This window comes from Streptomyces sp. NPDC051567 (genome assembly GCF_044454165.1).
Lineage (GTDB): Bacteria > Actinomycetota > Actinomycetes > Streptomycetales > Streptomycetaceae > Streptomyces.
The window spans coordinates 111,942-133,512 of the sequence record NZ_JBITDK010000005.1; the positions used below are offsets into that span (position 1 = coordinate 111,942).

The window sequence follows — 21,571 nt, forward strand, 5'->3', positions numbered from 1 at the left end:
CCTGGCGATAATCTCCGCGTGATCATTGACGACGGGATCTTGTTCCGGCCGGCCGAGGAGAAGGACGCCGGCACGCTGGTGAAGCTCTACGACCAGGCGGCCCGGTGGATGGGCAAGCGCGGGATCGAGCAGTGGAAGCCCGGGGAGAAGGACGTCGCGCACTTCCGGGCGAAGATGCGCGACGGGGAGGTGTGGCTCGCCTCGGAGGGCAACGGGCGGGTGTGCGGGGCGTACGAGCTGTGGTGGTCCGACGAGGACGCCTGGGGTGTCCAGCCGCCCGTGGCGGGCTATGTGCACCGGCTGATGACCGAGCGCACGGCCGCGCCCGCCGGGGCCGGCCGGCGGATGCTCGAACACGCCGAGCGGCGGATCGCCAGGACCGGACGGGAGCGGGCGCGGCTGGACTGCGTCTCCGCCAACCCCCGGCTGCTCGCGTACTACCAGCGTGCGGGCTACCGGGTGGTCGGGGAGTTCCCCTCCAAACAGGCCGGGGACGGGCGGGTGTACGGGGTGATCCTGCTGGAGAAGCGGCTCGATCAGCTCACGCTGGTGTGAGCGGCCCCGGTGGTGCGGGTGAAGACGGCCACGGTGCGGGCCGGGGTGGTGAACTCTCCTGTCGCGGTGTCGTAGGACGCCTGCCGGGCCACCGGGTCCGCGCCCGCGGCCTGGACCGGGTGGAGGGCGTGGCCGGTGCCCGCGAGGGCGGGGACCCGCTGGGACTGTGCGGTGGGGGTGGCGTTGAAGACCACCACCAGGTCACCGAGGGTCATGGTGATCACGCCCGGGGTCTCGTCCCGGCCCGAGAGGGGGAAGGCCAGCCGCGACTGGACCTCCTGGGCCGTGGTGAGGGCGAAGGCCGGTTCGCTCGTGCGGATGCGCAGCAGGTCACGGTAGGCGGCGGCGGTCGCCGTGATGTCCGCGCAGGTGGGCGGCGCCCCGGTCAGCAGGGGTTTCGCGTAGGGCCACTTGGAGGCGTTGTCGGCGGCGGGCGGCAGGCCGCGGCCGAAGCCGTTGCCGTCGCGGCAGTCCCAGTGCAGGGCGTTGAACCAGTCACCGCTGTCGTAGGAGTTGCGGTCCAGGGACTTCGAGCGGAGCAGGTCCGTGCCCGCCTGGGAGAGGGCCGGACCCTGGGAGAGCGCCGCCGTCGCCATGGCCAGGACCTGGAGGCGGGCCTGGTCCGCGGCGGGGGTGCCGGGCGGGAGTTTGAAGGTCAGGGCGTCGGCCAGGGTCTCGTTGTCGTGGGCGTCCGCGTAGGCGAGGGCGTCACCGGGGGCGGCGGCGTAGCCGGCCGGGGAGCCGTTGTAGTCCACCTCGGAGCCCGTGGTGCGGCGGCCGGTGGTGTCGGTGAAGGCGTAGGAGGCGAGGTTCCCGGAGAGCCCGACCTTGATCAGGTCCTGGGCGTGCAGGAGCCGGGCCCGCTGCTGGTCGGGGGTGCCGTTGGCGGGTGAGGAGTTCGGGGCGGTGAAGAGCCCGGAGGCGAAGCCCTGGACGCGCGGGTCCTCGTCGAAGGGGCCGCCGCCGCGGACGGCGTCGCGGGCCCGGTCGGAGAAGGTGGCGATGCCGGTGCCGGCCATGTGTTTCTGGGTGGCCTGGACGAAGCGGGCGTCGTCGGCGATCTCGCCGAAGTTCCAGCCCTCCCCGTAGAGGACGATCCGTTTGCCGTCGACCCCGTCCTCGGCGGGGGTGAGGGCGTCGAGGGCGGCGCGGACGGCCAGGATGTTGGCCTTCGGGTGGTGGCCCATCAGGTCGAAGCGGAAGCCGTCGACCTTGTACTCCTTCGCCCAGGTGACGACCGAGTCGACGACCAGGCGGCCCATCATGGCGTTCTCGGGCGCGGTGTTGGCGCAGCAGGTGGAGGTGGCCACCGAGCCGTCGGCCAGCAGCCTCTGGTAGTAGCCGGGCACGATGCGGTCGAGGACCGACTTGTCCGACTGCCCGGCGGCGACCGTGTGGTTGTAGACCACGTCCATGACCGTGCGCAGGCCCGCGCCGTTCAGGGACTGGACCATCCTGCGGAACTCGACGGTGCGGGCGGTGCCGTCGGGGTCACTGGCGTAACTGCCCTCCGGCACGGTGTAGTGCAGCGGGTCGTAGCCCCAGTTGTAGGCGTCCTTCGCGGCTGCCGCGGCCACGCACGCCTGCTGCTCCGCCGAGTCGGGCGCGTACACCGCCAGGTCGCAGGCGGGTTCGGTGCGGTCCTGCGGGTCCTCGGGGACGGTGGCGATGTCGAAGGCGGGCAGCAGGTGGACGTAGGAGGTGCCGGCCTTCGCCAGTTCGCGCAGGTGCCGCATGCCCGCCGAGGCGGTGTCCGTGAAGGCCAGGTACCGGCCGGGGTGGCCGCTGGTGCGGTCGGCGACGGAGAAGTCGCGGATGTGGAGTTCCTGGATCTGCGCGGAGGTGAAGGGGACGGCGTCCGGCTTGCGCAGGGCGCGCCAGCCGGGCGGGGCGAGCTTCGGGTCGGCCAGGTCGGTGACCAGGCTGTGGGTCGAGTCCGTGGTCAGGGCCGTGGAGTACGGGTCGGTGACCAGGTTGCGGACGATCTGGCGGGTGGTGGGGGCCCAGACGGTCACGGCGTACCGGTAGGGCTTCCCGTTCCAGCCGCGCTCGCCGCGCACCGACCAGACGCCGGTGGTGTCGTCGCGGCGCATGGGGACGGTCCGGCCGTCGAGTTCGAGGGCGACCTGTTGGGCGGTGGGGGCCCAGACGGAGAGGGTGGGGCGGCCGTCCTTGAAGACGGGGCCCAGCGGGGCGTTGTTGGCGTAGAGGTCGTCCAGGACCCCGGCGAGCTGGACTCCGGTGGCGGCGAGGACGGCGCCTTCGGCGGTGCGGGCGCTCGCGACGAGCTGGCCGCGCAGGGCCTCGCGGACCCGGTCGCGGTCGCGGGCGTCGACCGTGAACGCGGTGGACGCGGCCAGGTGCGGGAACTTCTGCTTCTGGGCGTCGGTGAGGGCGGAGCGCGTCAGGCGCAGCCAGTGGGCGCCGGGGGCCTTCAGGACGCCGTTCTCCGTGGTGACGGACCCGTCGCGGGAGGCGAGGAGCTGGACGGAGGCGGCGGCCGGCGGGGCGTTCCAGGCGAGGGTGGAGCGGTCGATCCAGACCGCGCGGGCCTGGGTGAGGTCGAGGTCGGCGGTGGAGGCGGCGGGCTGCGGCAGGAGGTACTTCTGCTGTCCGCCCAGCATCCAGACCTCGTGGCCGGTGGCCTTCAGGTCCAGGGACTGGTCGGTGGGCAGGTCCTTCTCGTCGCCCTTGTGGAGGATGTAGCTGAGCGAGGTGGCCCCGGGGGCGAGGGGAACCTCGTACACCGCGCCGTAGGGGTCGGTGCGCGTCGGCATCAGGGGCCGGGACCAGTCGGTGGGGGTGGCGGCGCCGGTCCAGACGTGCAGGCCCCAGCCGTCGTGGGCGCCGTCGGGGCGCTGGTAGTGCAGGACGGCCTTGGTGGTGTCCTGGGGCGGGGTGGCCGGGCGGTCGGTGCGGACGGGTTCCTTGCCCTGTTCCAGCCAGATCTCGCCGGTGCGGGTCACGTCGACGGTGCGGTCGGCGGCGACGTCCTTGACGCCGTTCTTGTCGATGACGAGGTAGCCGACCGAGGTGGCGCCGGGCTTGAGCTTGACGTGGGCGAAGGCGCCGTAGGCGTCGCGGCCGGTGAAGGCGTGCCCTTCGGGCTGTTCTGTTGTTGGGGCAGCCTCCCCGTCGGCGAGGTCGCCCCAGGCGTAGAGCCGCCAGTCGGTGTAGTCGCCGTCGGGCCGGTTGTAGTGGACGACGACGTGGTCGCGCTGGACGGCGGTGGGCGGCCCGACGGGCGGGACGCTGCCCGCGACGGAGGCGGCGAGGGCGCTCGCGGTGCGTCCGGCGGAGTCGACGACGACGGCCTTGTAGCGCAGGGCGGTGCCGGGGGCGGCGGTGAGGTGCTGGGTGACCTTGTACGGGGCGTGGTCGGCCGAGCCGAGCACCTGCCACGGGCCGTCGCCGCTCTGGGCGGCGAAGACGACCCGGTTCAGGGAGCCGCCGGTGACCTCGGCGGAGAGTTCCACGGTGCCGCTCGCGCCGGGGGCCGGGGCCTTCAGGGTGAGGGCGGGCCGGGTCGTGGGGGCGGCGAGGGGGGCGGTGGCCTGGAGGACCACCGAGGCGAGGGCGGGCACGGGGACGGTGAGCCTGCCCGCCGCCGAGGCGCGCAGCTCGCCGCCGCCGCCGTTGCCGCTGCCGCTGCCGTTGCCGTTGCCGTTGCCGTTGCCGTTGCCGTTGCCGTTGCCGCCGTACAGGGTGCGGTAGCGGGCTCCGGCGGGGGCGTCGATCTCCACGGCCCTGGGCTCGGCGCCGTTGTTGGCGGCGACCAGGTACTCGGTGCGGCTGCGGGGGTCGGTGCGGGCGAAGGCGTAGACCGGTCCGTCGGCCAGGCGTTCGCTCTGGATGCCGTCGCGCAGCGCCGGGTGGTCCCGGGTCAGCTTCGCGAGGGCGCTGATCTGCCGGTAGAGCGGGTGCCGCGGGTCGTAGGCGTCGCTCGCGTGGGTGCGGTCGGTGCCGAGCTGGTCGTCGTCGAGGTAGTCGCCGACGCGGGTCGCGAAGAGGGGCTGGCGGGCGTCCTTGTCGCCGCCGGGGCCCGTGAAGCCCTGTTCGTCACCGGAGTAGACCACCGGGTTGCCCCGGGAGAGGAACATCAGCTCGTTGGCGAGCCGGTAGCGGTCCAGCAGCTCCCGTTCGTCCGCGCCCGGCCGGTCCTGCCTCAGGAAGGTCCCGAAGCGGCCCATGTCGTGGTTGCCGAGGAAGGTGACCTGCTCGTAGGCGTTGGCCTTGTCGGTGGTGTAGCGGTAGTCGTCGCCGAGGACGGAGGCGAGCCGTCCGGCGCCCGCGCCCTGGGAGGCGTAGGCGCGGATCGCGTCCTGGAGCGGGAAGTCCAGGGTGGCGTCGAGCCGTCCCCGGGTCACGTACGGGGAGGTGACGGCGGTGTCGGCGGAGTAGACCTCGCCGAACATGAAGAAGTCGTCCCGGCCGCGCCGGGCGGCGTACGTGTCGAGGGCGGTGGCCCACTGGGTCCAGAACTCGGTGTTGACGTGTTTGACGGTGTCGATGCGGAAGCCGTCGATGTCGAAGTCCTCCACCCACTTCTGGTAGATCTTCTCCATCCCGCTGACGACCTCGGGACGTTCGGTCCACAGGTCGTCCAGGCCGAAGAAGTCGCCCTGCGCGGAGGATTCGCCGGCGAAGGTGGAGTCGCCCCGGTTGTGGTACATCGACGGGTCGTTGAGCCAGGCGGGGACCTTGAGGTTCTTCTTCGCCCCGGGCACGAACGGGGTGCGCGGGAAGGTGCCGGGGCCGGTAGCCGGGAACTTGCCTCCGCCCGGCCCGCCCGGCCCGCCCGCCGCGTACTGGGCGTCGTCGAAGGGGACGCCGTCCTTCGTCAGGTAGGGGAAGGCGCCCTGGGAGAGGTAGTCGTAGGAGCCCTCCCGGTAGTCGACGACATCGGCGGTGTGGTTGGTGATGACGTCGAAGAAGACCTTCATCCCCTTCTCGTGCGCCTTGTCGATCAGGCGTTCCAGGTCGGCGTTGGTGCCGAAGTGCGGGTCGACCTGGGTGAAGTCGGTGATCCAGTAGCCGTGGTAGCCGGCCGAGACGTCGTTCCCCTTCCCCTGGACGGGCTGGTTCTTGAAGACCGGCGCCAGCCAGATCGCCGTGGTCCCCAGGCCCTTGACGTAGTCGAGCCGGTCGGTCAGCCCCTTGAGGTCGCCGCCCTGGTAGAAGCCCTTGTCGGTGGGGTCGAAGCCGGTCTCCAGCCGGGTGCCGGTCAGGCCGCCCCGGTCGTTGCGGCGGTCGCCGTTGGCGAACCGGTCCGGGAGGACGAAGTAGAACTGCTCCCGGGTCAGGTCGTGGCGGGCCGGTTCGGCGGCCAGTTTCCGGTCCGAGGGCGGGGCCGGGGGCCGGGGGTTGGCGGCGGCGGCGGGGAAGGCGGGCAGGAGCGTCACGGCCAGGGCGGCGGCGAGGACTCCTGCGGCAGGGCGTTTCACGGCGGCTCTCCTTGTGGTGCGGAAAGATCTCTGTGGTGCTGGTGCTGGTGCTGGTGCGGAAAGGGGTGAGGGCCGCCCGGCGGTGGCGGGGTGACGATGTGCCGGGCGGCCCTGGTCGGTGGGGCGGGCGGGGCCGGCCTGTGGGGCGGGCGGGGCGGGCGGGTCAGCCGCGCCAGGTGTCGGTCAGCGTGACCCTGCCGCTCGCGGGGACGGTGGCCGTGCGGTCGGGCCCGCTCTCCCAGGTGACGTTGCCGGAGGCGTCCTTGCGGAGGTACTTGTACGCGAGGACCGTGCCGGGCGGGAGCGGGACGTCGAGCTTCCAGACGGGGTGGGCCGCCGGGTCGAGCCGCGGGGCGGCGGCGGTGTTCCAGCCGCCCAGCTCGGCGCGGTCGCCGGTGACGTGGATCTCCTGGCCGGGGACGGTGGCGGCCTCCACCGCGAAGGAGGCCCCGGAGGCGGGCGCCGGGGTGCCCGTACAGCCACGGGCCCCGGCGTGCAGGGCGAGGGCGGTACGCGCGCCGAGGGTGGCGGTGAACCGGCCGGTGGAATCCACGGTGACGGGCCGGCCGCTCTGCACGTCGCAGTAGCCGCCGGCGGGCAGCGAGGTCTGGAAGGTGCGGGTCAGCGCCGTGGCCTCCTGGTTGATCGCGACGTACGCCTTGGCGCCGCGCCCGAAGGCGATCCGGTCGCCGCCGTCGTCCCACCAGTCGGTGACGGCCTGGCCGCGGGCCGTGTTGCGGAAGGCGACCATGGAGGAGATCTCCCGCCAGGCGTGCTGGCACTTCCACCCGTCCGCCCAACAGGCGTTCACCGCACCCCCGTTGGGGGGTCCGGCGTCCTTGTCGTTCCACTCGTAGCCGGAGTGGACGTCCGGGGAGCCGTACGGCCAGGCCAGCATGAAGACGTTGGCGAGGGTGTAGTCGGCGCCGTTCTTGTAGGAGAGGGTGTCGCCGCCGCGTTCGGTGTCGTGGTTGTCGACGAAGACGCCCGCCTTGGCGGTGGGCAGGTGTCCCCAGGGTTCGCCGAAGTTCTTCAGGTAGGCGAGCTTCTCGTTCAGGAAGACCCGCTTGAGGTCGCGGGCGTACCGGAACTCCTGCACCTCGCCGTTGGCGAGGTACTCGTCCGGCGAGACGGCCTCCCCGGCCCCGAAGATGGCCTCCTGCTTCCAGTGGACGCCCGGTTTCGTCAGCCGGGACGTGATGTTCGCGAGGTCGGCGGCGGGCATGTGCTTGGCGGCGTCGACCCGGAAGCCGTCGACGCCGAGGGAGAGCAGGTCGTTGAGGTATCCGGCGATCCGGCCGCGGACGTACTCCTCGCCGGTGTCGAGGTCGGCGAGGCCGACGAGTTCGCAGTTCTGGACGTTGCCCCGGTCCTGGTAGTTCGAGATCGTGTCCCGGCAGTCGTCCAGGTCGGCGCCGGAGTAGGTGCCGGGGTAGTCGTACTTCCGGTACGCGGAGCCGCCGGTGCCGGTGCCGTCGCCCGCGGCCATGTGGTTGATCACGGCGTCGGCGACGACCTCGACCCCGGCGGCGTGACAGGTGTCGATCATCTTCTTGAAGGCGGCGCGGTCGCCGAGCCGTCCGGCGATCCGGTAGCTGACGGGCTGGTACGAGGTCCACCACTGCGGGCCCTGGATGTGCTCCTGGGGCGGCGAGACCTGGACGGAGCCGTAGCCGGCGGGGCCGAGGCTCTGCGTGCAGGCCGTGGCCACGGAGTCGAACCGCCACTCGAAGAGGACGGCGGTGACGTCCCGTTCCCCGGGCGGGGCGGCCTGCGCCCGCGGCGCCTGGACGGTGAGCGCTCCGGCGGCGAGCGCGGTCACCGCCAGCAGGGCCCCGACGGTGCGGGGGCGGCGGCGGGTGGGGACTCTCGCGGTGGTCGCGGTTCTCGCGGTTCCGGGGGTGCTGGGCATGTGGGTCCTCCTGGCGGAAGAGGAAAGGGGGTGGGGATGGCTGCGACCGTAGGTGGCACTCCCATGCGTTGCAAGACTTTGCGCAAGAGGTTGCAGAATTGTTTCCGGCTGGACGCGCCGGGGTGCCACGGCGGTCCCCCACCTGCTCCGGCGAGCTGCTTCCCCCACGAACCCACACGTCACCGGCCCGTGCCGGAACCAGCGCACGCCCCGGGCAGCGGCCGGACCGGACCGACAGCGGATCAGGGGGGCAAGAGGCGCCGGACCGCTACGCGCTGTGCGCGGCGGGCGCCGCGATGGAGCGGGGAACCCTCACCGCACCCCCCGAGAGCTTGCAACGGAACACCAGGGCCACCACGCCCACCACCATGTTCTTGTAGACACCGGTGAGGCCGCCCACCTCGACGCGTATCCCCGTTTCCTCCAGGACTTCCCGCCGCACACCGTCCTTCAGTGCGGGGGCGGGGCCTGGGCCGTGGAGCCGCGGACGACCAGCTCCGGCTGGAACACGTACTCCGTCCGCTGGACCGGGGTACCGCCCACCGCCTCCAGCAGGGCGCCCACCGCCGCCGTCGCCATGGCGCGGACCGGCTGGCGGACGGTGGTCAGCGGCGGGTCGGTGAAGGCGATCAGCGGGGAGTCGTCGAAGCCGACCACCGACACGTCCCGCGGGACCCGCAGCCCCCGTTCCCGGGCCGCGCGGATCACCCCGAGCGCCATCGGGTCGCTGCCGCACACGATCCCCGTGCACCCCCGGTCCAGCAGGGCTCCGCCCGCCGCGTGGCCGCCCTCCACCGTGAACAGGGTGCGCTGGATCAGCCCCTGCGACGCCGCCGAGGGCAGCGCCGCGGTGAAGCCCTGCTCCTTGCGCGCGGAGGGCACGTACCGGGTCGGCCCGATGGCCAGGCCGATCCGCCGGTGCCCCAGGTCCTCCAGGTGCCGTACGGCCATCTCCGCCGCCGCCCGGTCGTCCGGCGAGACGAAGGGGGCGCTGATCCGTTCGTTGAAGCCGTTGATGAGCACGAAGGGAACCCCCCGGGCCGCCAGCCGCCGGTAGCGCGCGGGGTCCGCCGTCGTGTCGGCGTGCAGGCCCGACAGGAAGACGATCCCGGTGACCCCGCGCTCCTCCAGCTGCTCGACCAGCTCGTCCTCGGTGGCCCCGCCCGGGGTCTGCGTGCACAGCACCGGCGTGTACCCGTGGCCCGCCAGCGCCTGCTCGATGACCTGCGCGAACGCCGGGAAGATCGGGTTGGTCAGCTCGGGGATCAGCAGGCCGACCAGGCCGTTGCTGCGGCGCCGCAGCCGCGCCGGGCGCTCGTAGCCCAGCAGGTCCAGCGCGGCCAGCACCCGGTGGCGGGTGGGGGCCGCCACGCCCGGCCTGCCGTTGAGCACCCGGCTGACGGTCGCCTCGCTGACCCGGGCCTGCGCGGCGATGTCGGTGAGCCGTGGCGCGAGGGTCACACCTGCCACCACACCGCGCAGTCCGCGGGCAGCACGTCCGGGTCCCCGAGCGCGGCGCTGGCGAGCAGCACCGTGCCCGGGGCGGGCATCCGTACCGGCGCGCCGGTGGTGTTCACCGTGCAGACGAAGTCCCCGCGCCGGAAGGCGAGGGTCCCGGCCGGGGCGGGCAGCCACGCGACGGCGTCGCCCGCGCCCAGCGCGGCGTGCGCGCGCCGCACCCGCAGCGCCGAGCGGTACAGCTCCAGCGTCGACTCCGGGTCGCCGGTCTGTGCGGCGACGCTGAGTCCGGCCCATTCGGGGGGCTGGGGGAGCCAGCTGCCGCCGGTGCCGAAGCCGTAGGGGGCCCGGTCGCCGGACCACGGGATCGGTACCCGGCAGCCGTCGCGCAGCCCCTCCTGGCCGTTCTCCTTGAAGAAGGAGGGGTCCTGGCGGAGTTCGTCGGGGAGGTCGGTGACCTCGGGCAGGCCGAGTTCCTCGCCCTGGTAGACGTAGGCCGAGCCGGGCAGGGCCAGCATCAGCAGGGCCGCCGCCCGCGCCCGCGCCAGGCCCTGCGGCCCGCCCCCGTACCGGGTGACATGGCGGACCACGTCGTGGTTGGACAGCACCCACGTCGTCGGCGCCCCGACCGGACGCATCGCGTCGAGGGAGTCGTCGATGGCGGTGCGCAGCGCCCCGGCCTCCCAGCCGGTGCCCAGGTAGTGGAAGTTGAACGCCTGGTGCAGCTCGTCGGGGCGCAGGTAGAGCGCGGTGCGCTCGGCGCTGGGCGTCCAGGCCTCGGCGACGCCGATGCGGTCGCCCGTGTACTCGTCCAGGACCGTGCGCCAGGAGCGGTAGATCGCGTGGACCCCGTCCTGGTCGAAGAAGGGCAGCACCTGGTTGCCGAGCAGTTTGAGCTGCTCGTCGCGGCCGAGGTCGGGCAGGCCGGGGGCCTTGACCAGGCCGTGGGCGACGTCGATGCGGAAGCCGTCGGTGCCCAGGTCGAGCCAGAACCGCAGGATGGAGCGGAACTCGTCCTGGACGGCGGGGTGGTCCCAGTTGAAGTCGGGCTGTTCGGGGGCGAACAGGTGCAGGTACCACTCGCCGTCGGCGGTGCGGGTCCAGGCGGGCCCGCCGAAGACGGACTCCCAGTCGTTGGGGGGCAGCTCGCCGTCCTTGCCGCGCCCCGGGCGGAAGTGGAACCGTCGGCGCAGCGGGGTGCCGGGGCCTTCGCGGAGCGCCTGCTTGAACCATTCGTGCTGGTCGGAGCAGTGGTTGGGGACGAGGTCCACGATGATGCGCAGGCCCAGCGCGTGGGCCTCACGGATCACGGCGTCGGCGTCGTGCAGGGTGCCGAACATGGGGTCGATGGACCGGTAGTCGGCGACGTCGTAGCCCGCGTCGGCCTGCGGGGAGGAGTAGAAGGGGCTGAGCCAGACGGCGTCGACGCCGAGGTCCTTCAGGTAGGGCAGCCGGCTCCGGACGCCTTCGAGGTCTCCCATGCCGTCCCCGTTCGAGTCGGCGAAGCTGCGCGGATAGACCTGGTAGATCACCGCTTCGCGCCACCAGCCGGGCCGGGTGCCGGTGGAGGTGGGGAGGGTGTCGGCGAGGTGCTGGGGCATGTCGTCCTTGGAGAGATCGGGGCCGGTGTGGAGGGGCAGGCGGGTGGTCAGCCCTTGGTGGCGCCTGCCGTCATCCCGGCGACGAGGTGACGCTGGGCGAAGACGAAGAAGAGTGCGGCGGGGACGGCGATGAGCACGGAGGCGGCGCTCATCGCACCCCAGTTGGAGGTGTACTGGGTGACGAAGGTCTGGAGTCCGCCGGCGAGGGTCAGGTTCTCCTCGCCGACCATGAAGGCGGAGGCGTACGCGACCTCGCCCCAGGCGGTGATGAAGGCGTAGAAGCCGGTGACGGCGAGGCCGGGCCTGGCGAGCGGGAGGATCAGCCGCCAGAAGGTGCCGAAGGGGTTGAGTCCGTCGACCCGCCCGGACTCGTCGATCTCGACCGGGATCGTGTCGAAGAAGCCCTTCATCATCCAGGCGCAGAACGGCACGGCGATGGTGAGGTAGGTGACGATCAGGCCGACGGGCTGGTTGAGCAGCCCGAGCTGTCCCATGAGGTTGTAGAGCGGGACGATGAGGATGGCCATCGGGAACATCTGCGTGATCAGCAGGGTCCACATCAGCGGGCGCATGCCGGGGAAGCGGAAGCGGCTGACGGCGTACCCGGTGGTGGCGGCGATGAAGACGCCGAGGACGGTGGTGACGCCCGCGACCAGCACGGAGTTGGCGAACCAGCTGAGGAAGTGGCTCGACTCCAGCAGGTAGCGGTAGTTGCCGAGGCCGGGCTCCTTGACGAAGTCCGTGGTCATCGCGGCCTCGGCGGGCTTGAGCGAGGTCAGCAGGACCCAGAGCACCGGGAAGACGGCGACGACGGAGGCGAGGACGAGGGTGGCGTGCAGGCCGAGGGAGGCGAGCGGGCTCCGCCGGCCCCGGCCCTGACCCTGACCTCTGCCCCGGCCGCGCCCGCGCCGGTTGCCGTCGGCTCCGTCCGTCCGCGCGGCGGGGGCGGCGGGGGCTGTGGCGTTCGTGGGCGTCGTGGAAGTGGTCACGGTCACCACACCTCTCCCTGCTTGCGCAGCGCGCGCCGGTAGACCAGCGCGAAGATCATGAGCAGGGCGAGGATCAGGACGCCCCAGGTCGCCGACCCCGCGAAGTCGCGCGGGCTCTGGACGAACGCCTCGCGGAACGCCTGGGTCACCAGGATCTCGGTGGAGTCGCCCGGTCCGCCCCGGGTGAGCAGGAAGATCACCGGGAACATGTTGAAGGTCCAGATGGTGGAGAGCAGGATCACCGTCATGCTCACCGCGCGCAGCCCCGGCAGGGTGATGTACCGGAACCGCTGCCAGGGGCTCGCGCCGTCCATCTCGGCGGCCTCGTAGAGCTCGCCGGGGATGGACTGGAGGCCGCCGAGCAGGGCCACCATCATGAAGGGGACGCCGAGCCAGACGTTGACGGCGATCACCGAGAACTTGGCCCAGGTGGGGTCGTCCAGCCAGGGGACGCCCGCGATGCCGCCGCCCTCCAGGAGTTTGTTGAGGATGCCGTTGTCGCGGTTGAAGAGGAACCGCCAGGCGAAGACGGAGACGAAGCCGGGGACGGCCCAGGGCAGGATGAGCGCCATCCGGTAGGCGGCGCGGCCCCGGAAGTCCCGGTTGAGCATGTTGGCCAGGGCCAGGCCGATGCCGAAGGTGACGGAGACGCACGCGACGGTCCACCCGACCGTCCACACCAGCCGCTGCAGGAAGACCGGGTCGCCCAGCGCGGAGAGGTAGTTGTCGAGTCCGACGAACTCGTACTTCGCCTCGATGTGATTGGCGCCGATGGTGCGGGCGACGTTGCGCTCGTTCGCGTCGGTCAGCGACAGGTAGACGCCGCGCACCAGCGGCCAGCCGATGATCACGCCGAGGACGAGCACCACCGGGGCGACCATCGTCCAGGCGTACCAGTGGGTCCCGAGCGCCCGCCGCAGCCCGCCACGGTTCCCGCTACCGCTGCTGCCGGTCCCGCGACCCGTGCCGCGGGCGGTGTCCTCGCCCGCGGCCCCGGTCACCGGACGGCTGGTGTGAACAGCCATGGTCTCGCTACTTCCAGCCCTTGAGGATCTTGCGGAACTCGGCGCCGGTGGCCTTGGCGGCTTCCTCCGGGGTCGAGGCGCCGGTCACGGCCTTGGTCCATTCGACCTTCAGCGGCTCGAACAGGGAGCCGTTCTCCGGAATCCAGGCGCGCTCGACGGCCTTGTCGACGGCCGGCTTGAAGAACTGGACCATCTCGTTGCCCTTGACGTCCGGCTGCTCGTAGGCGCCGGTGCGTGTGGGCAGCAGGCTCAGTTCCTTGGTCGTCTGCACCTGCACCTCCTGGGAGGTCATGTACTCGACGAAGGCGTGGGCGGCCTCGCGGTTCTTGGACCCGGCGTAGACGGCGAGGTCGTGGCCGCCCTGCGGGGCGCCCTGCTTGACGGAACCGGCGGGGACCGCGGCGACGCCCAGGTTCGTCTTGTCCTGGAACTGCTCGCCGGTGAAGGTGTCCTTCACCGCCCACGGGCCGTTGACCATCATCGCGACCTGGCCGGTCTTGAAGGCGGTCTGCATGTTGGCGAAGCCGTCGGTGGCGTTGGTGGTCGCGGCGCCGGAGGTGATCAGTTCCCGGGCGGCGGCGAAGGCCTTGACGCCCGCGGCGTTGTCGACCGTCACCGTCTTGGTCCTGGCGTCGACCAGGTCGCCGCCCTCGCCGTAGAGGTAGGGCAGGGCCCAGTAGGAGTCGTCGCCGCGCAGGTAGAGGCCGGTCTTGCCGGTCTTCGCCTTGACAGCGGCGGCGGCGGTCTTGAGGTCGGCCAGCGAGTTCGGGGCCTGGACCCCGGCCTCGGTGAGCATCTTCTTGTTGTAGAAGAGCGCGAGGGTGTCGATGACCTGGGGGACGGCGTAGGTCTTGCCCTCGTACTTGCCGCTGGCCGCGGCCTGCGGGAGGAACTCGGCGTCGACCTTCTGGGCCGTCGCGGCGGGTACCTCGTCGAGGTAGCTGAGGGAGGCGAAGTCGGCGACCCAGCCGACGTCGGCACGGATCACGTCGGGGGCGTCGGAGCCGCTGCTGAACGCGTTCTTGACCTTGTTCTGGGCGTCGCCGTACGGGACGTTGACGTACTTGACGGTCACCTTCGGGTGCTTCGCGGTGAACGCCTCGGCGATCTTCTGGAAGGTGGCCTTCTCGGCATCGCCGGAGGTGTCCCACCAGGTGACGGTCCCGGCGAGTTCCCCACCGGCGCTCTTCTGACCGCCGCTGTCGCTGGTGTCACCACCGCACGCCGTCACCGCGAGCGCCAGGGCCGCGACCAGCGCGGTGGCCACAGTGCCACGCCGCATATGAACTCCTTCGATGATCCCGGCCGCTCCCTCGCGGTCCCGAGTTGCCAGGAACGTAACAAGCCTGAAAGCTGGCCGAAAGAGCTTGCGGCAATTTTCTGCAAGAGACGCTGATCGTTACATCCGTGTGTCCGTACGGTTGCCGTAGCTTGCTGTTAGTTCGAGTCACCTTCGACGCTCCGGGCCCGCAACCAGGGGGCGTGCCCGCGCGTTGACCCCGGTATGACCCATGAGCTGACCGACTCCCGGCTTGCAAGCGCTTCCAACAACGCGGCCGCGAGCGGTGGCTGGTGGCGCGATGCCGTCATCTACCAGGTGTACGTGCGCTCCTTCGCGGACAGCGACGGCGACGGCGTCGGGGACCTGCGCGGGGTCCGCTCCCGCCTGCCGCACCTGGCCCGGCTCGGGGTCGACGCCGTCTGGCTCACCCCCTTCTACGTCTCCCCGCAGGCGGACGGCGGCTACGACGTCGCCGACCACCGGGCCGTGGACCCCCTCTTCGGGGACCTCGCCGACGCGGACGCGCTCGTGCGGGCCGCGCACGCGCTGGGGGTGCGGGTCCTCGTGGACGTGGTCCCCAACCACACCTCGGAGCGGCACCCGTGGTTCCGGGCCGCCCTCGCCGGGGAACCGGGGGCCCGGGAGCGCTACCACTTCCGCCCGGGGCGCGGCAAGGACGGCGAGCTGCCCCCCAACGACTGGGAGTCCGTCTTCGGCGGGCCCGCCTGGACGCGGACCGCCGACGGCGCGTGGTACCTGCACCTGTTCGCCCCCGAACAGCCCGACCTGAACTGGGACCATCCCGGGGTCGCCGCCGAGTTCGCCTCCGTCCTGCGGTTCTGGCTCGACCTCGGCGTCGACGGTTTCCGTATCGACGTCGCCCACGGCATGGTCAAGGCCCCCGGCCTGCCGGACCTCGGCCGCGGTGAGCGGCTGACGCTGCTCGGCGACCAGGTGCTGCCCTTCTTCGACCAGGACGGGGTCCACGAGATCCACCGCTCCTGGCGCCGCCTGCTGGACTCCTACGCTCCGGGCCCGAAGTCCGGGGCGGCCGGCGGCCCGCGGATCGGCGTCGCCGAGGCCTGGGCGCCGACCTCCGAACGGCTCGCCCTGTACGTGCGCCCCGACGAGCTGCACCAGGCGTTCAACTTCCGCTTCCTGAACTGCCCCTGGGACACCCCCACGCTGCGCACCGTCATCGACGAGTCGCTGGCCGCCACCGCCTCCGTGGGGGCGCCGACGACGTGGGTGCTGTCCAACCACGACGTGGTCCGCCATGTCACCCGCTACGGGGGCGGGGCCCAGGGCCTGGCGCGGGCGCGGGCGGCGGCCCTGCTGATGCTGGCGCTGCCCGGCTCGGCCTACGTCTACCAGGGCGAGGAACTCGGCCTGCCCGAGGTCGAGGACCTCCCCGACGAACTCCGCCAGGACCCGGCGTTCCTGCGCACCGCCGGTCAGGAGGGGCTGCGCGACGGCTGCCGGGTGCCCCTCCCGTGGTCCGGCGACCGGGCCCCCTACGGCTTCGGCACCGGCGGCAGCTGGCTCCCCCAGCCCCCCGAATGGGCCGGACTCAGCGTCGCCGCACAGACCGGCGACCCCCACTCCACCCTGGAGCTGTACCGCGCCGCGCTGGAGCTGCGCCGCGCCCTGCCGGGCCTGGGGGCGCCCGAGGCGGGCCCGCTGACCTGGCTGCCCGCGCCCGAGGGCGTCCTCCTCTTCACCCGCCCCGGCTTCGCCTGCACCCTCAACAGCCGGCCCGTCCCGGTGGAACTCCCCGCGCCCGGACGCCCCGTACTCTCCAGCGCCCCGGTGGAGACGGACGGCCGCACCGTCGTGCTCCCCGCGGACGCCTGCACGTGGTGGGCTTTGTGACGTACGACCGGTACAGTCCCATCCCGTGACCGCACGGCTAGCCGACATCGCAGCCCAGGCGGGGGTCAGCGAAGCCACAGTCAGCCGCGTGCTCAACGGCAAGCCCGGTGTGGCCGCGGGCACCCGTGAATCCGTGCTGGCCGCGCTCGACGTCCTGGGCTACGAGCGGCCGGTCCGGCTGCGGCGGCGCAGCGCCGGTCTGGTCGGGCTGATAACGCCCGAGCTGGACAACCCCATCTTCCCGGCGCTCGCGCAGGTCATCGGCCAGGCCCTGACCCGGCAGGGGTACACGCCGGTACTGGCCACGCAGACGCCCGGCGGTTCCACCGAGGACGAGCTGACCGAGATGCTCGTCGACCGGGGCGTCTCCGGGATCATCTTCGTCTCCGGCCTGCACGCCGACACCACCGCCGACATGGGCCGCTACGACCGGCTCCGGGGGCAGGGCGTCCCGTACGTCCTGATCAACGGGTTCTCCGACAAGGTGCGGGCCCCCTTCGTCTCCCCCGACGACCGGGCCGCGATGCAGCTCGCGGTGACCCACCTGACCGCGCTGGGGCACACCCGCATCGGGCTCGCGGTCGGGCCGAAGCGCTTCGTCCCGGTCCTGCGCAAGATCGAGGGGTTCCGGCTCGGGATGCGCGAGCGGCTCGGGCTCACCGAGGCCGGGGCGGAGGAGCTGGTCCAGCACTCCCTGTACACGCTGGAGGGCGGCCAGGCCGCCGCGACCGCGCTCATCGGGCGGGGCTGCACGGCGGTGGTGTGCGCGAGCGACATGATGGCGCTCGGCGCGGTCCGGGCCGCCCGGCAGCTGGGGCTGCGGGTGCCGCAGGACGTCTCCGTCGTGGGCTTCGACGACTCCCCGCTCATAGCGTTCACCGACCCGCCGCTGACCACCATCCGCCAGCCCGTGCAGGCGATGGGCCAGGCGGCCGTGCGGACCCTGCTGGAGGAGATCGGCGGGACGCCGGCGCCGCACAGCGAGTTCGTCTTCCTGCCCGAACTGGTCGTCCGCGGCTCCACCGCCTCGGGCCCCGGCCGGCACCGCGAAGCCGGGCCCGGCAGACCCTGAGGGTCTCCCCCCGGGGTCGTAGTCCGTAGGGCTGACCGGTGCGGCCAAGACCGTCCGGAGGGATGACCGGGGGTACGGGCGCGTCTGGCAGACTCTTCCCCCATGGGTGAAACGAGCGTGAAGACACTGGAAACCCGGACGGACCTCTCGTCACCCGCCGTGACAGGCGACGAGGCCCGCCCGGCGCCCGAGCCCACCCTCCTCTCCCGGCTGCGCGCCCCGCGCCGGCCGCGGATCTGGTTCGAGATCCTGCTCATCGCGGTCAGCTACTGGGTGTACTCGCTGATCCGCAACGCGGTGCCCGAGCAGAAGGCGGCGGCGCTCGCCAACGCCGACTGGATCTGGAACGTCGAGCGCTCCCTGGGCATCGCCGTGGAGCAGACCGTCAACCACGCCGTGAACTCGGTGACGTGGCTGGTCGTGGGCATGAACTACTACTACGCCACGCTCCACTTCGTCGTGACCATCGGTGTGCTGGTGTGGATCTACCGCCTCCACCCGGGGCGTTACGCGGCCACCCGTCTCGTGCTCTTCTCCACCACCGGGATCGCTCTGGTCGGCTACTACCTCTACCCGCTCGCGCCGCCCCGGCTGATGAACGGGCAGAACTTCATCGACACCGTGCTGGTCCACCAGACCTGGGGCTCCATGGCCTCGGGGAACCTCAAGAACATGTCGAACCAGTACGCCGCGATGCCGTCCATGCACATAGGGTGGTCGCTCTGGTGCGGGCTGACGATCTTCGCGGTCGCCTCCGTCCCGTGGGCCCGGGTGCTGGGCCTGCTCTACCCGACGACGACCCTCGTCGTCATCGTCGCCACCGCCAACCACTTCTGGCTGGACGCGGTCGGCGGGATGATCTGCCTGGCCTTCGGCTTCGCGCTCTCCCGGGCCTGGTACGGCGCCCTCCCCCACCGGCTGCCGCGCCACCCCGCCTTCCCCGGCCCGCACCCGGCGGCGGCCCTGCTGGGCCGCTTCCGCCGCCGCCCGGCCCTGTGAGCCGGCCGGGCCCGTGAGCGCCCCGGCCCCGTGAACGCCCCGGGGTCTGTGAACGTCCCTGCTCTCCGCTCGCCCGGGGCCGCCGGCCGCCCGCGCCCGCTCTACGAGCCGTAGAACAGCTCGTCGACGACGGCCCGCGCGCGGCGGGTCGTACGGCGGTAGTCGTCCAGCATCTCGCCGACCCGGCCGGGGGCGTAGCCGAGGTAGCGGCCCACCGCCGCCAGGTCGCGGACCTCGGACGGGAAGGTGTCCCCGGCCCGGCCCCGGACCAGCATGACCGCGTTGCGGACCCGGGTCGCGAGCACCCACGCCTCGTCCAGGACCTGCGCCTCCTCGGCCGGGATCAGCCCGGCCGTCCGGGCGGCGGCCAGGGCGCGGCGGGTGCGGGTGGTGCGCAGGGACGGTTCGGACCGGGCGTGGCGCATCTGGATGAGCTGGACGGTCCACTCCACGTCGCTGAGGCCGCCGCGGCCGAGCTTGGTGTGCAGGGCGGGGTCGGCGCCGCGCGGCAGCCGCTCCGACTCCATCCGGGCCTTGAGCCGGCGGATCTCCCGTACGGCGTCCTCGCGCAGCCCGTCCACGGGGTAGCGCAGCGGGTCGATCAGCTCGATGAAGCGGCGGCCCAGCTCCTGGTCCCCGGCGACGGGCTCGGCCCGCAGCAGGGCCTGGCTCTCCCAGGTCAGGGACCAGCGCCGGTAGTAGGCGGCGTAGGAGGACAGGGTCCGCACGAGCGGGCCGGAGCGGCCCTCGGGGCGCAGGTCGGCGTCGATGAGCAGCGGCGGGTCGGCGGTGGGCAGCTGGAGGAGCCTGCGCATCTCGGCGATCACGGTCTGCGCGGCCTTCGCGGCCTCCTGTTCGTCGACGCCCTCGCGGGGTTCGTGGACGAACAGGACGTCGGCGTCGGAGCCGTAGCCGAGTTCGTGGCCGCCGAAGCGGCCGACGCCGATGACGGCGAAGCGGGTGGGCAGGGTGTCGCCCCAGTGGTTCTGGACGGCGGCGCGCAGGGCCCCGGCGACGGTGGCGGCGGTGAGGTCGGAGACGGCGTCGCCGACCCGGTCGACCAGGGCTCCGGGATTCTCCCCGGCCGGGTTGTCCTCCGTGCCGTAGGAGCCGATGATGTCGGCCGCGGTGGTGCGGAAGAGTTCGCGGCGGCGGACCCCTCGGGCGGCGGCGACCCCGGCCTCGGCGTCCGAGGCGCGGCCGACGGCGGCGAGGACCTCCTGTTCCAGGGCCTCGTGCGTACGGGGCAGAAGGCCCTCGGGGTCACCGAGCAGGGCGACGGCCTCGGGGGCGCGCATCAGCAGGTCGGGGGCGAGGCGGCCGGCGGACAGGACGCGGGCGAGGTTCTCGGCGGCGGCGCCCTCGTCGCGCAGGAGCCGCAGGTACCAGGGGGTCTTGCCGAGGGCGTCGGAGACCTTGCGGAAGTTCAGCAGCCCGGCGTCCGGGTCGGCGGAGTCGGCGAACCAGCCGAGGAGCACCGGCAGCAGGGTGCGCTGGATGGCGGCCTTGCGGGAGACCCCGGAGGCGAGGGCTTCGAGGTGGCGCAGGGCGGCGGCCGGGTCGGCGTAGCCGAGGGCCTCCAGTCGCTGGCCGGCGGCGCGCGGGGAGAGCCTGCTCTCGCCGGGGGTGAGCTGGGCGACGGCGTCGAGCAGCGGCCGGTAGAAGAGCTTCTCGTGCAGGCGGCGGACGACGGAGGCGTGCCGGCGCCACGCCTTGTTGAGTTCGGCGACGGGTTCGGTGCGCAGGCCCATGGAGCGGCCCAGGCGGCGCAGGTCTCCCTCGTCCTCGGGGACGAGGTGGGTGCGGCGCAGCCGGTAGAGCTGGATGCGGTGCTCCATGGCGCGCAGGAAGCGGTAGGCGTCGTGGAGCTGGGCGGCGTCGGCGCGGCCGACGTAGCCGCCCGCGGCGAGGGCGTGGAGGGCGTCGAGGGTGGTGCCGGAGTGCAAGGTGGCGTCGCCGCGGCCGTGGACGAGCTGGAGGAGCTGGACGGCGAACTCGACGTCGCGCAGGCCGCCGGGGCCGAGTTTCAGCTCGCGGTCGATCTGGGCGGCGGGGATGTTGTCGACGACGCGGCGGCGCATCTTCTGGACGTCGGCGACGAAGTTCTCGCGTTCGGCGGCCTGCCAGACCAGGGGGGTTATGGCGGTGATGTACTCGGCGCCGAGCGTCGCGTCCCCGGCGACGGCGCGGGCCTTGAGGAGGGCCTGGAACTCCCAGGTCTTGGCCCAGCGCTGGTAGTAGGCGAGGTGGGAGGCGAGGGTCCGCACCAGCGGACCGTTCCTGCCCTCGGGGCGCAGGTTGGCGTCGACGGGCCAGATGGTGCCCTCGACGGTGGTCTCGGAGCAGATCCGCATGAGGTGGGAGGCGAGGCGGGTGGCGGCCCGCAGGGCCTGGCCCTCGTCGGCGCCGTCCACCGCGTGCCCCGTGGCGGTGTCCCCGACGAAGATGACGTCGACGTCGGAGACGTAGTTCAGCTCGTTGCCGCCGCACTTGCCCATCGCGATGACGGCGAGCCGGCACCGCGCCGCGTCCTCGGGGGCGGCGGCGCTCGCGATCCGCAGGGCGGCGCGCAGGGTGGCGGTGGCGAGGTCGGCGAGCTCGGCGGCGGTCTGGGCGACGTCGGTGGTGCCGCAGACGTCGCGGGCGGCGATGGAGAGCAGGCAGCGGCGGTAGGAGACGCGCAGGGCGACGGGGTCGTGGGCGTCGGCCAGGCCGCGTTCGAACTCGGGGAGGCCGGGGTGCAGGTCGGCGGCCTCGTAGGTGACGAGTGCCTGCCAGTCCCGGGGGTGGCGGGCCAGGTGGTCGCCGAGCGCCTCGGAGGCGCCGAGGACACCGAGCAGCCGGTCGCGCAGCGGCTTGGCGCTGACGAGGGTGTCGAGGAGCCCGGCCAGCTCCCGCGGCGGCTGCGCCTCGGCGAGCCGGACCAGGCCGAGGAGCGCGAGGTCGGGGTCGGCGGTGGCGCCGAGGGCGTCGAGGAGGACGGGGTCGGTGCGTACGGCGGCCAGCGCGTCGGCGTCGAGCAGCCGGGCCGCGGCCGAGGGGTCGGTGAAACCGTTGCGCAGCAGCCTGCTGAAAGTGCTGCTCCTGCGTCCCGGGACTGTCATCCCGCCGCCTCCCGCGTACGTCGCCGCTGTCCGGCCCGCCCTGGTCCGGCGTGCCCGGCCCGAGCCTAGCCGCAGCCGGTCCCCGCTTCACCGGGACGTACCACGCGGTGACCTGTGGCCTTGGCCAAGCCTTGCCCAAGGTTGTGCCAGGGGCGGGTGGGGGCTGCCGGGGGCGGGGCGGCGCTTCCGCCCCGCCCTCCACGCCCGCTACCGTCTCGAATGGAAGTTCCGGGCCCGGCCCGAACCCGACGTGGACCA

At 72.9% G+C, this 21,571-nt stretch carries 13 protein-coding genes; 4 read left to right on the forward strand and 9 right to left on the reverse strand.

The window, feature by feature from the left end; all coding sequences use genetic code 11:
- The first annotated feature begins 18 nt into the window (after positions 1-18).
- The gene (locus ACIA5F_RS08170) at positions 19-555 is read left to right on the forward strand and encodes a GNAT family N-acetyltransferase (protein ID WP_399350426.1); all 537 of its coding nucleotides are present in this window, start codon (positions 19-21) and stop codon (positions 553-555) included.
- Here ACIA5F_RS08170 and pulA read toward each other — a convergent pair.
- The 8 genes from pulA to ACIA5F_RS08210 all read right to left on the reverse strand — a co-directional run bounded on the left by pulA (position 537) and on the right by ACIA5F_RS08210 (position 14,266).
- A complete protein-coding gene (pulA, locus tag ACIA5F_RS08175) occupies positions 537-5,999 on the reverse strand; it encodes a pullulanase-type alpha-1,6-glucosidase (protein ID WP_399350428.1) in 5,463 nt (1,820 codons plus the stop codon). The genes ACIA5F_RS08170 and pulA overlap by 19 nt on opposite strands.
- Positions 6,000-6,162: 163 nt before the next feature.
- On the reverse strand, positions 6,163-7,911 hold the full coding sequence (locus ACIA5F_RS08180; RefSeq protein WP_399350430.1) for a carbohydrate-binding module family 20 domain-containing protein: 1,749 nt from the start codon (positions 7,909-7,911) through the stop codon (positions 6,163-6,165).
- Positions 7,912-8,179: 268 nt separating this feature from the next.
- Positions 8,180-8,353 (reverse strand): NUDIX hydrolase, encoded by a 174-nt coding sequence (locus ACIA5F_RS08185; RefSeq protein WP_399350432.1) that lies wholly within the window; start codon positions 8,351-8,353, stop codon positions 8,180-8,182.
- A gap of 8 nt (positions 8,354-8,361) precedes the next feature.
- On the reverse strand, positions 8,362-9,384 hold the full coding sequence (locus tag ACIA5F_RS08190) for a LacI family DNA-binding transcriptional regulator (RefSeq protein ID WP_399350434.1): 1,023 nt from the start codon (positions 9,382-9,384) through the stop codon (positions 8,362-8,364).
- On the reverse strand, positions 9,369-10,970 hold the full coding sequence (locus ACIA5F_RS08195; protein ID WP_399350436.1) for a glycoside hydrolase family 13 protein: 1,602 nt from the start codon (positions 10,968-10,970) through the stop codon (positions 9,369-9,371). The genes ACIA5F_RS08190 and ACIA5F_RS08195 overlap by 16 nt, the downstream gene beginning before the upstream one ends.
- Before the next feature lie 47 nt (positions 10,971-11,017).
- Positions 11,018-11,809, reverse strand: a complete 792-nt coding sequence (locus ACIA5F_RS08200; RefSeq protein WP_399350793.1) for a sugar ABC transporter permease — start codon at positions 11,807-11,809, stop codon at positions 11,018-11,020.
- A gap of 152 nt (positions 11,810-11,961) precedes the next feature.
- On the reverse strand, positions 11,962-12,984 hold the full coding sequence (locus tag ACIA5F_RS08205; protein ID WP_399350438.1) for a carbohydrate ABC transporter permease: 1,023 nt from the start codon (positions 12,982-12,984) through the stop codon (positions 11,962-11,964).
- A 7-nt stretch (positions 12,985-12,991) separates the two neighbouring features.
- A complete protein-coding gene (locus tag ACIA5F_RS08210) occupies positions 12,992-14,266 on the reverse strand; it encodes an extracellular solute-binding protein (protein ID WP_399350440.1) in 1,275 nt (424 codons plus the stop codon).
- Between the two features lie 222 nt (positions 14,267-14,488).
- On the opposite strand from ACIA5F_RS08210, the gene ACIA5F_RS08215 reads away from it, so the two are divergent.
- The 3 genes from ACIA5F_RS08215 (at position 14,489) to ACIA5F_RS08225 (ending at position 18,209) form a co-directional block, all read left to right on the forward strand.
- Positions 14,489-16,138, forward strand: coding sequence for a glycoside hydrolase family 13 protein (locus ACIA5F_RS08215; protein ID WP_399350442.1), 1,650 nt, complete (start codon positions 14,489-14,491; stop codon positions 16,136-16,138).
- Between the two features lie 25 nt (positions 16,139-16,163).
- Positions 16,164-17,210, forward strand: a complete 1,047-nt coding sequence (locus tag ACIA5F_RS08220) for a LacI family DNA-binding transcriptional regulator (RefSeq protein ID WP_399350444.1) — start codon at positions 16,164-16,166, stop codon at positions 17,208-17,210.
- A gap of 102 nt (positions 17,211-17,312) precedes the next feature.
- Positions 17,313-18,209: a phosphatase PAP2 family protein gene (locus ACIA5F_RS08225; protein ID WP_399350446.1), complete on the forward strand. Its 897-nt coding sequence runs from the start codon at positions 17,313-17,315 to the stop codon at positions 18,207-18,209.
- 101 nt (positions 18,210-18,310) lie between these two features.
- On the opposite strand, the gene ACIA5F_RS08230 is transcribed toward ACIA5F_RS08225, so the two are convergent.
- Entirely contained in the window at positions 18,311-21,313 is a 3,003-nt protein-coding gene (locus tag ACIA5F_RS08230; RefSeq protein ID WP_399350448.1) for a bifunctional [glutamine synthetase] adenylyltransferase/[glutamine synthetase]-adenylyl-L-tyrosine phosphorylase, read from the reverse strand.
- Positions 21,314-21,571: the final 258 nt, after the last annotated feature.

Bases quoted from the DNA above. Each gene is read 5' to 3' on its own strand.
- ACIA5F_RS08180 (WP_399350430.1), bottom strand. From the start codon at position 7,911: ATGCCCAGCACCCCCGGAACCGCGAGAACCGCGACCACCGCGAGAGTC.
- ACIA5F_RS08195 (WP_399350436.1), bottom strand. From the start codon at position 10,970: ATGCCCCAGCACCTCGCCGACACCCTCCCCACCTCCACCGGCACCCGG.
- ACIA5F_RS08205 (WP_399350438.1), bottom strand. From the start codon at position 12,984: ATGGCTGTTCACACCAGCCGTCCGGTGACCGGGGCCGCGGGCGAGGAC.
- ACIA5F_RS08210 (WP_399350440.1), bottom strand. From the start codon at position 14,266: ATGCGGCGTGGCACTGTGGCCACCGCGCTGGTCGCGGCCCTGGCGCTC.
- ACIA5F_RS08215 (WP_399350442.1), top strand. From the start codon at position 14,489: ATGACCCATGAGCTGACCGACTCCCGGCTTGCAAGCGCTTCCAACAAC.
- ACIA5F_RS08225 (WP_399350446.1), top strand. From the start codon at position 17,313: ATGGGTGAAACGAGCGTGAAGACACTGGAAACCCGGACGGACCTCTCG.
- ACIA5F_RS08230 (WP_399350448.1), bottom strand. From the start codon at position 21,313: ATGACAGTCCCGGGACGCAGGAGCAGCACTTTCAGCAGGCTGCTGCGC.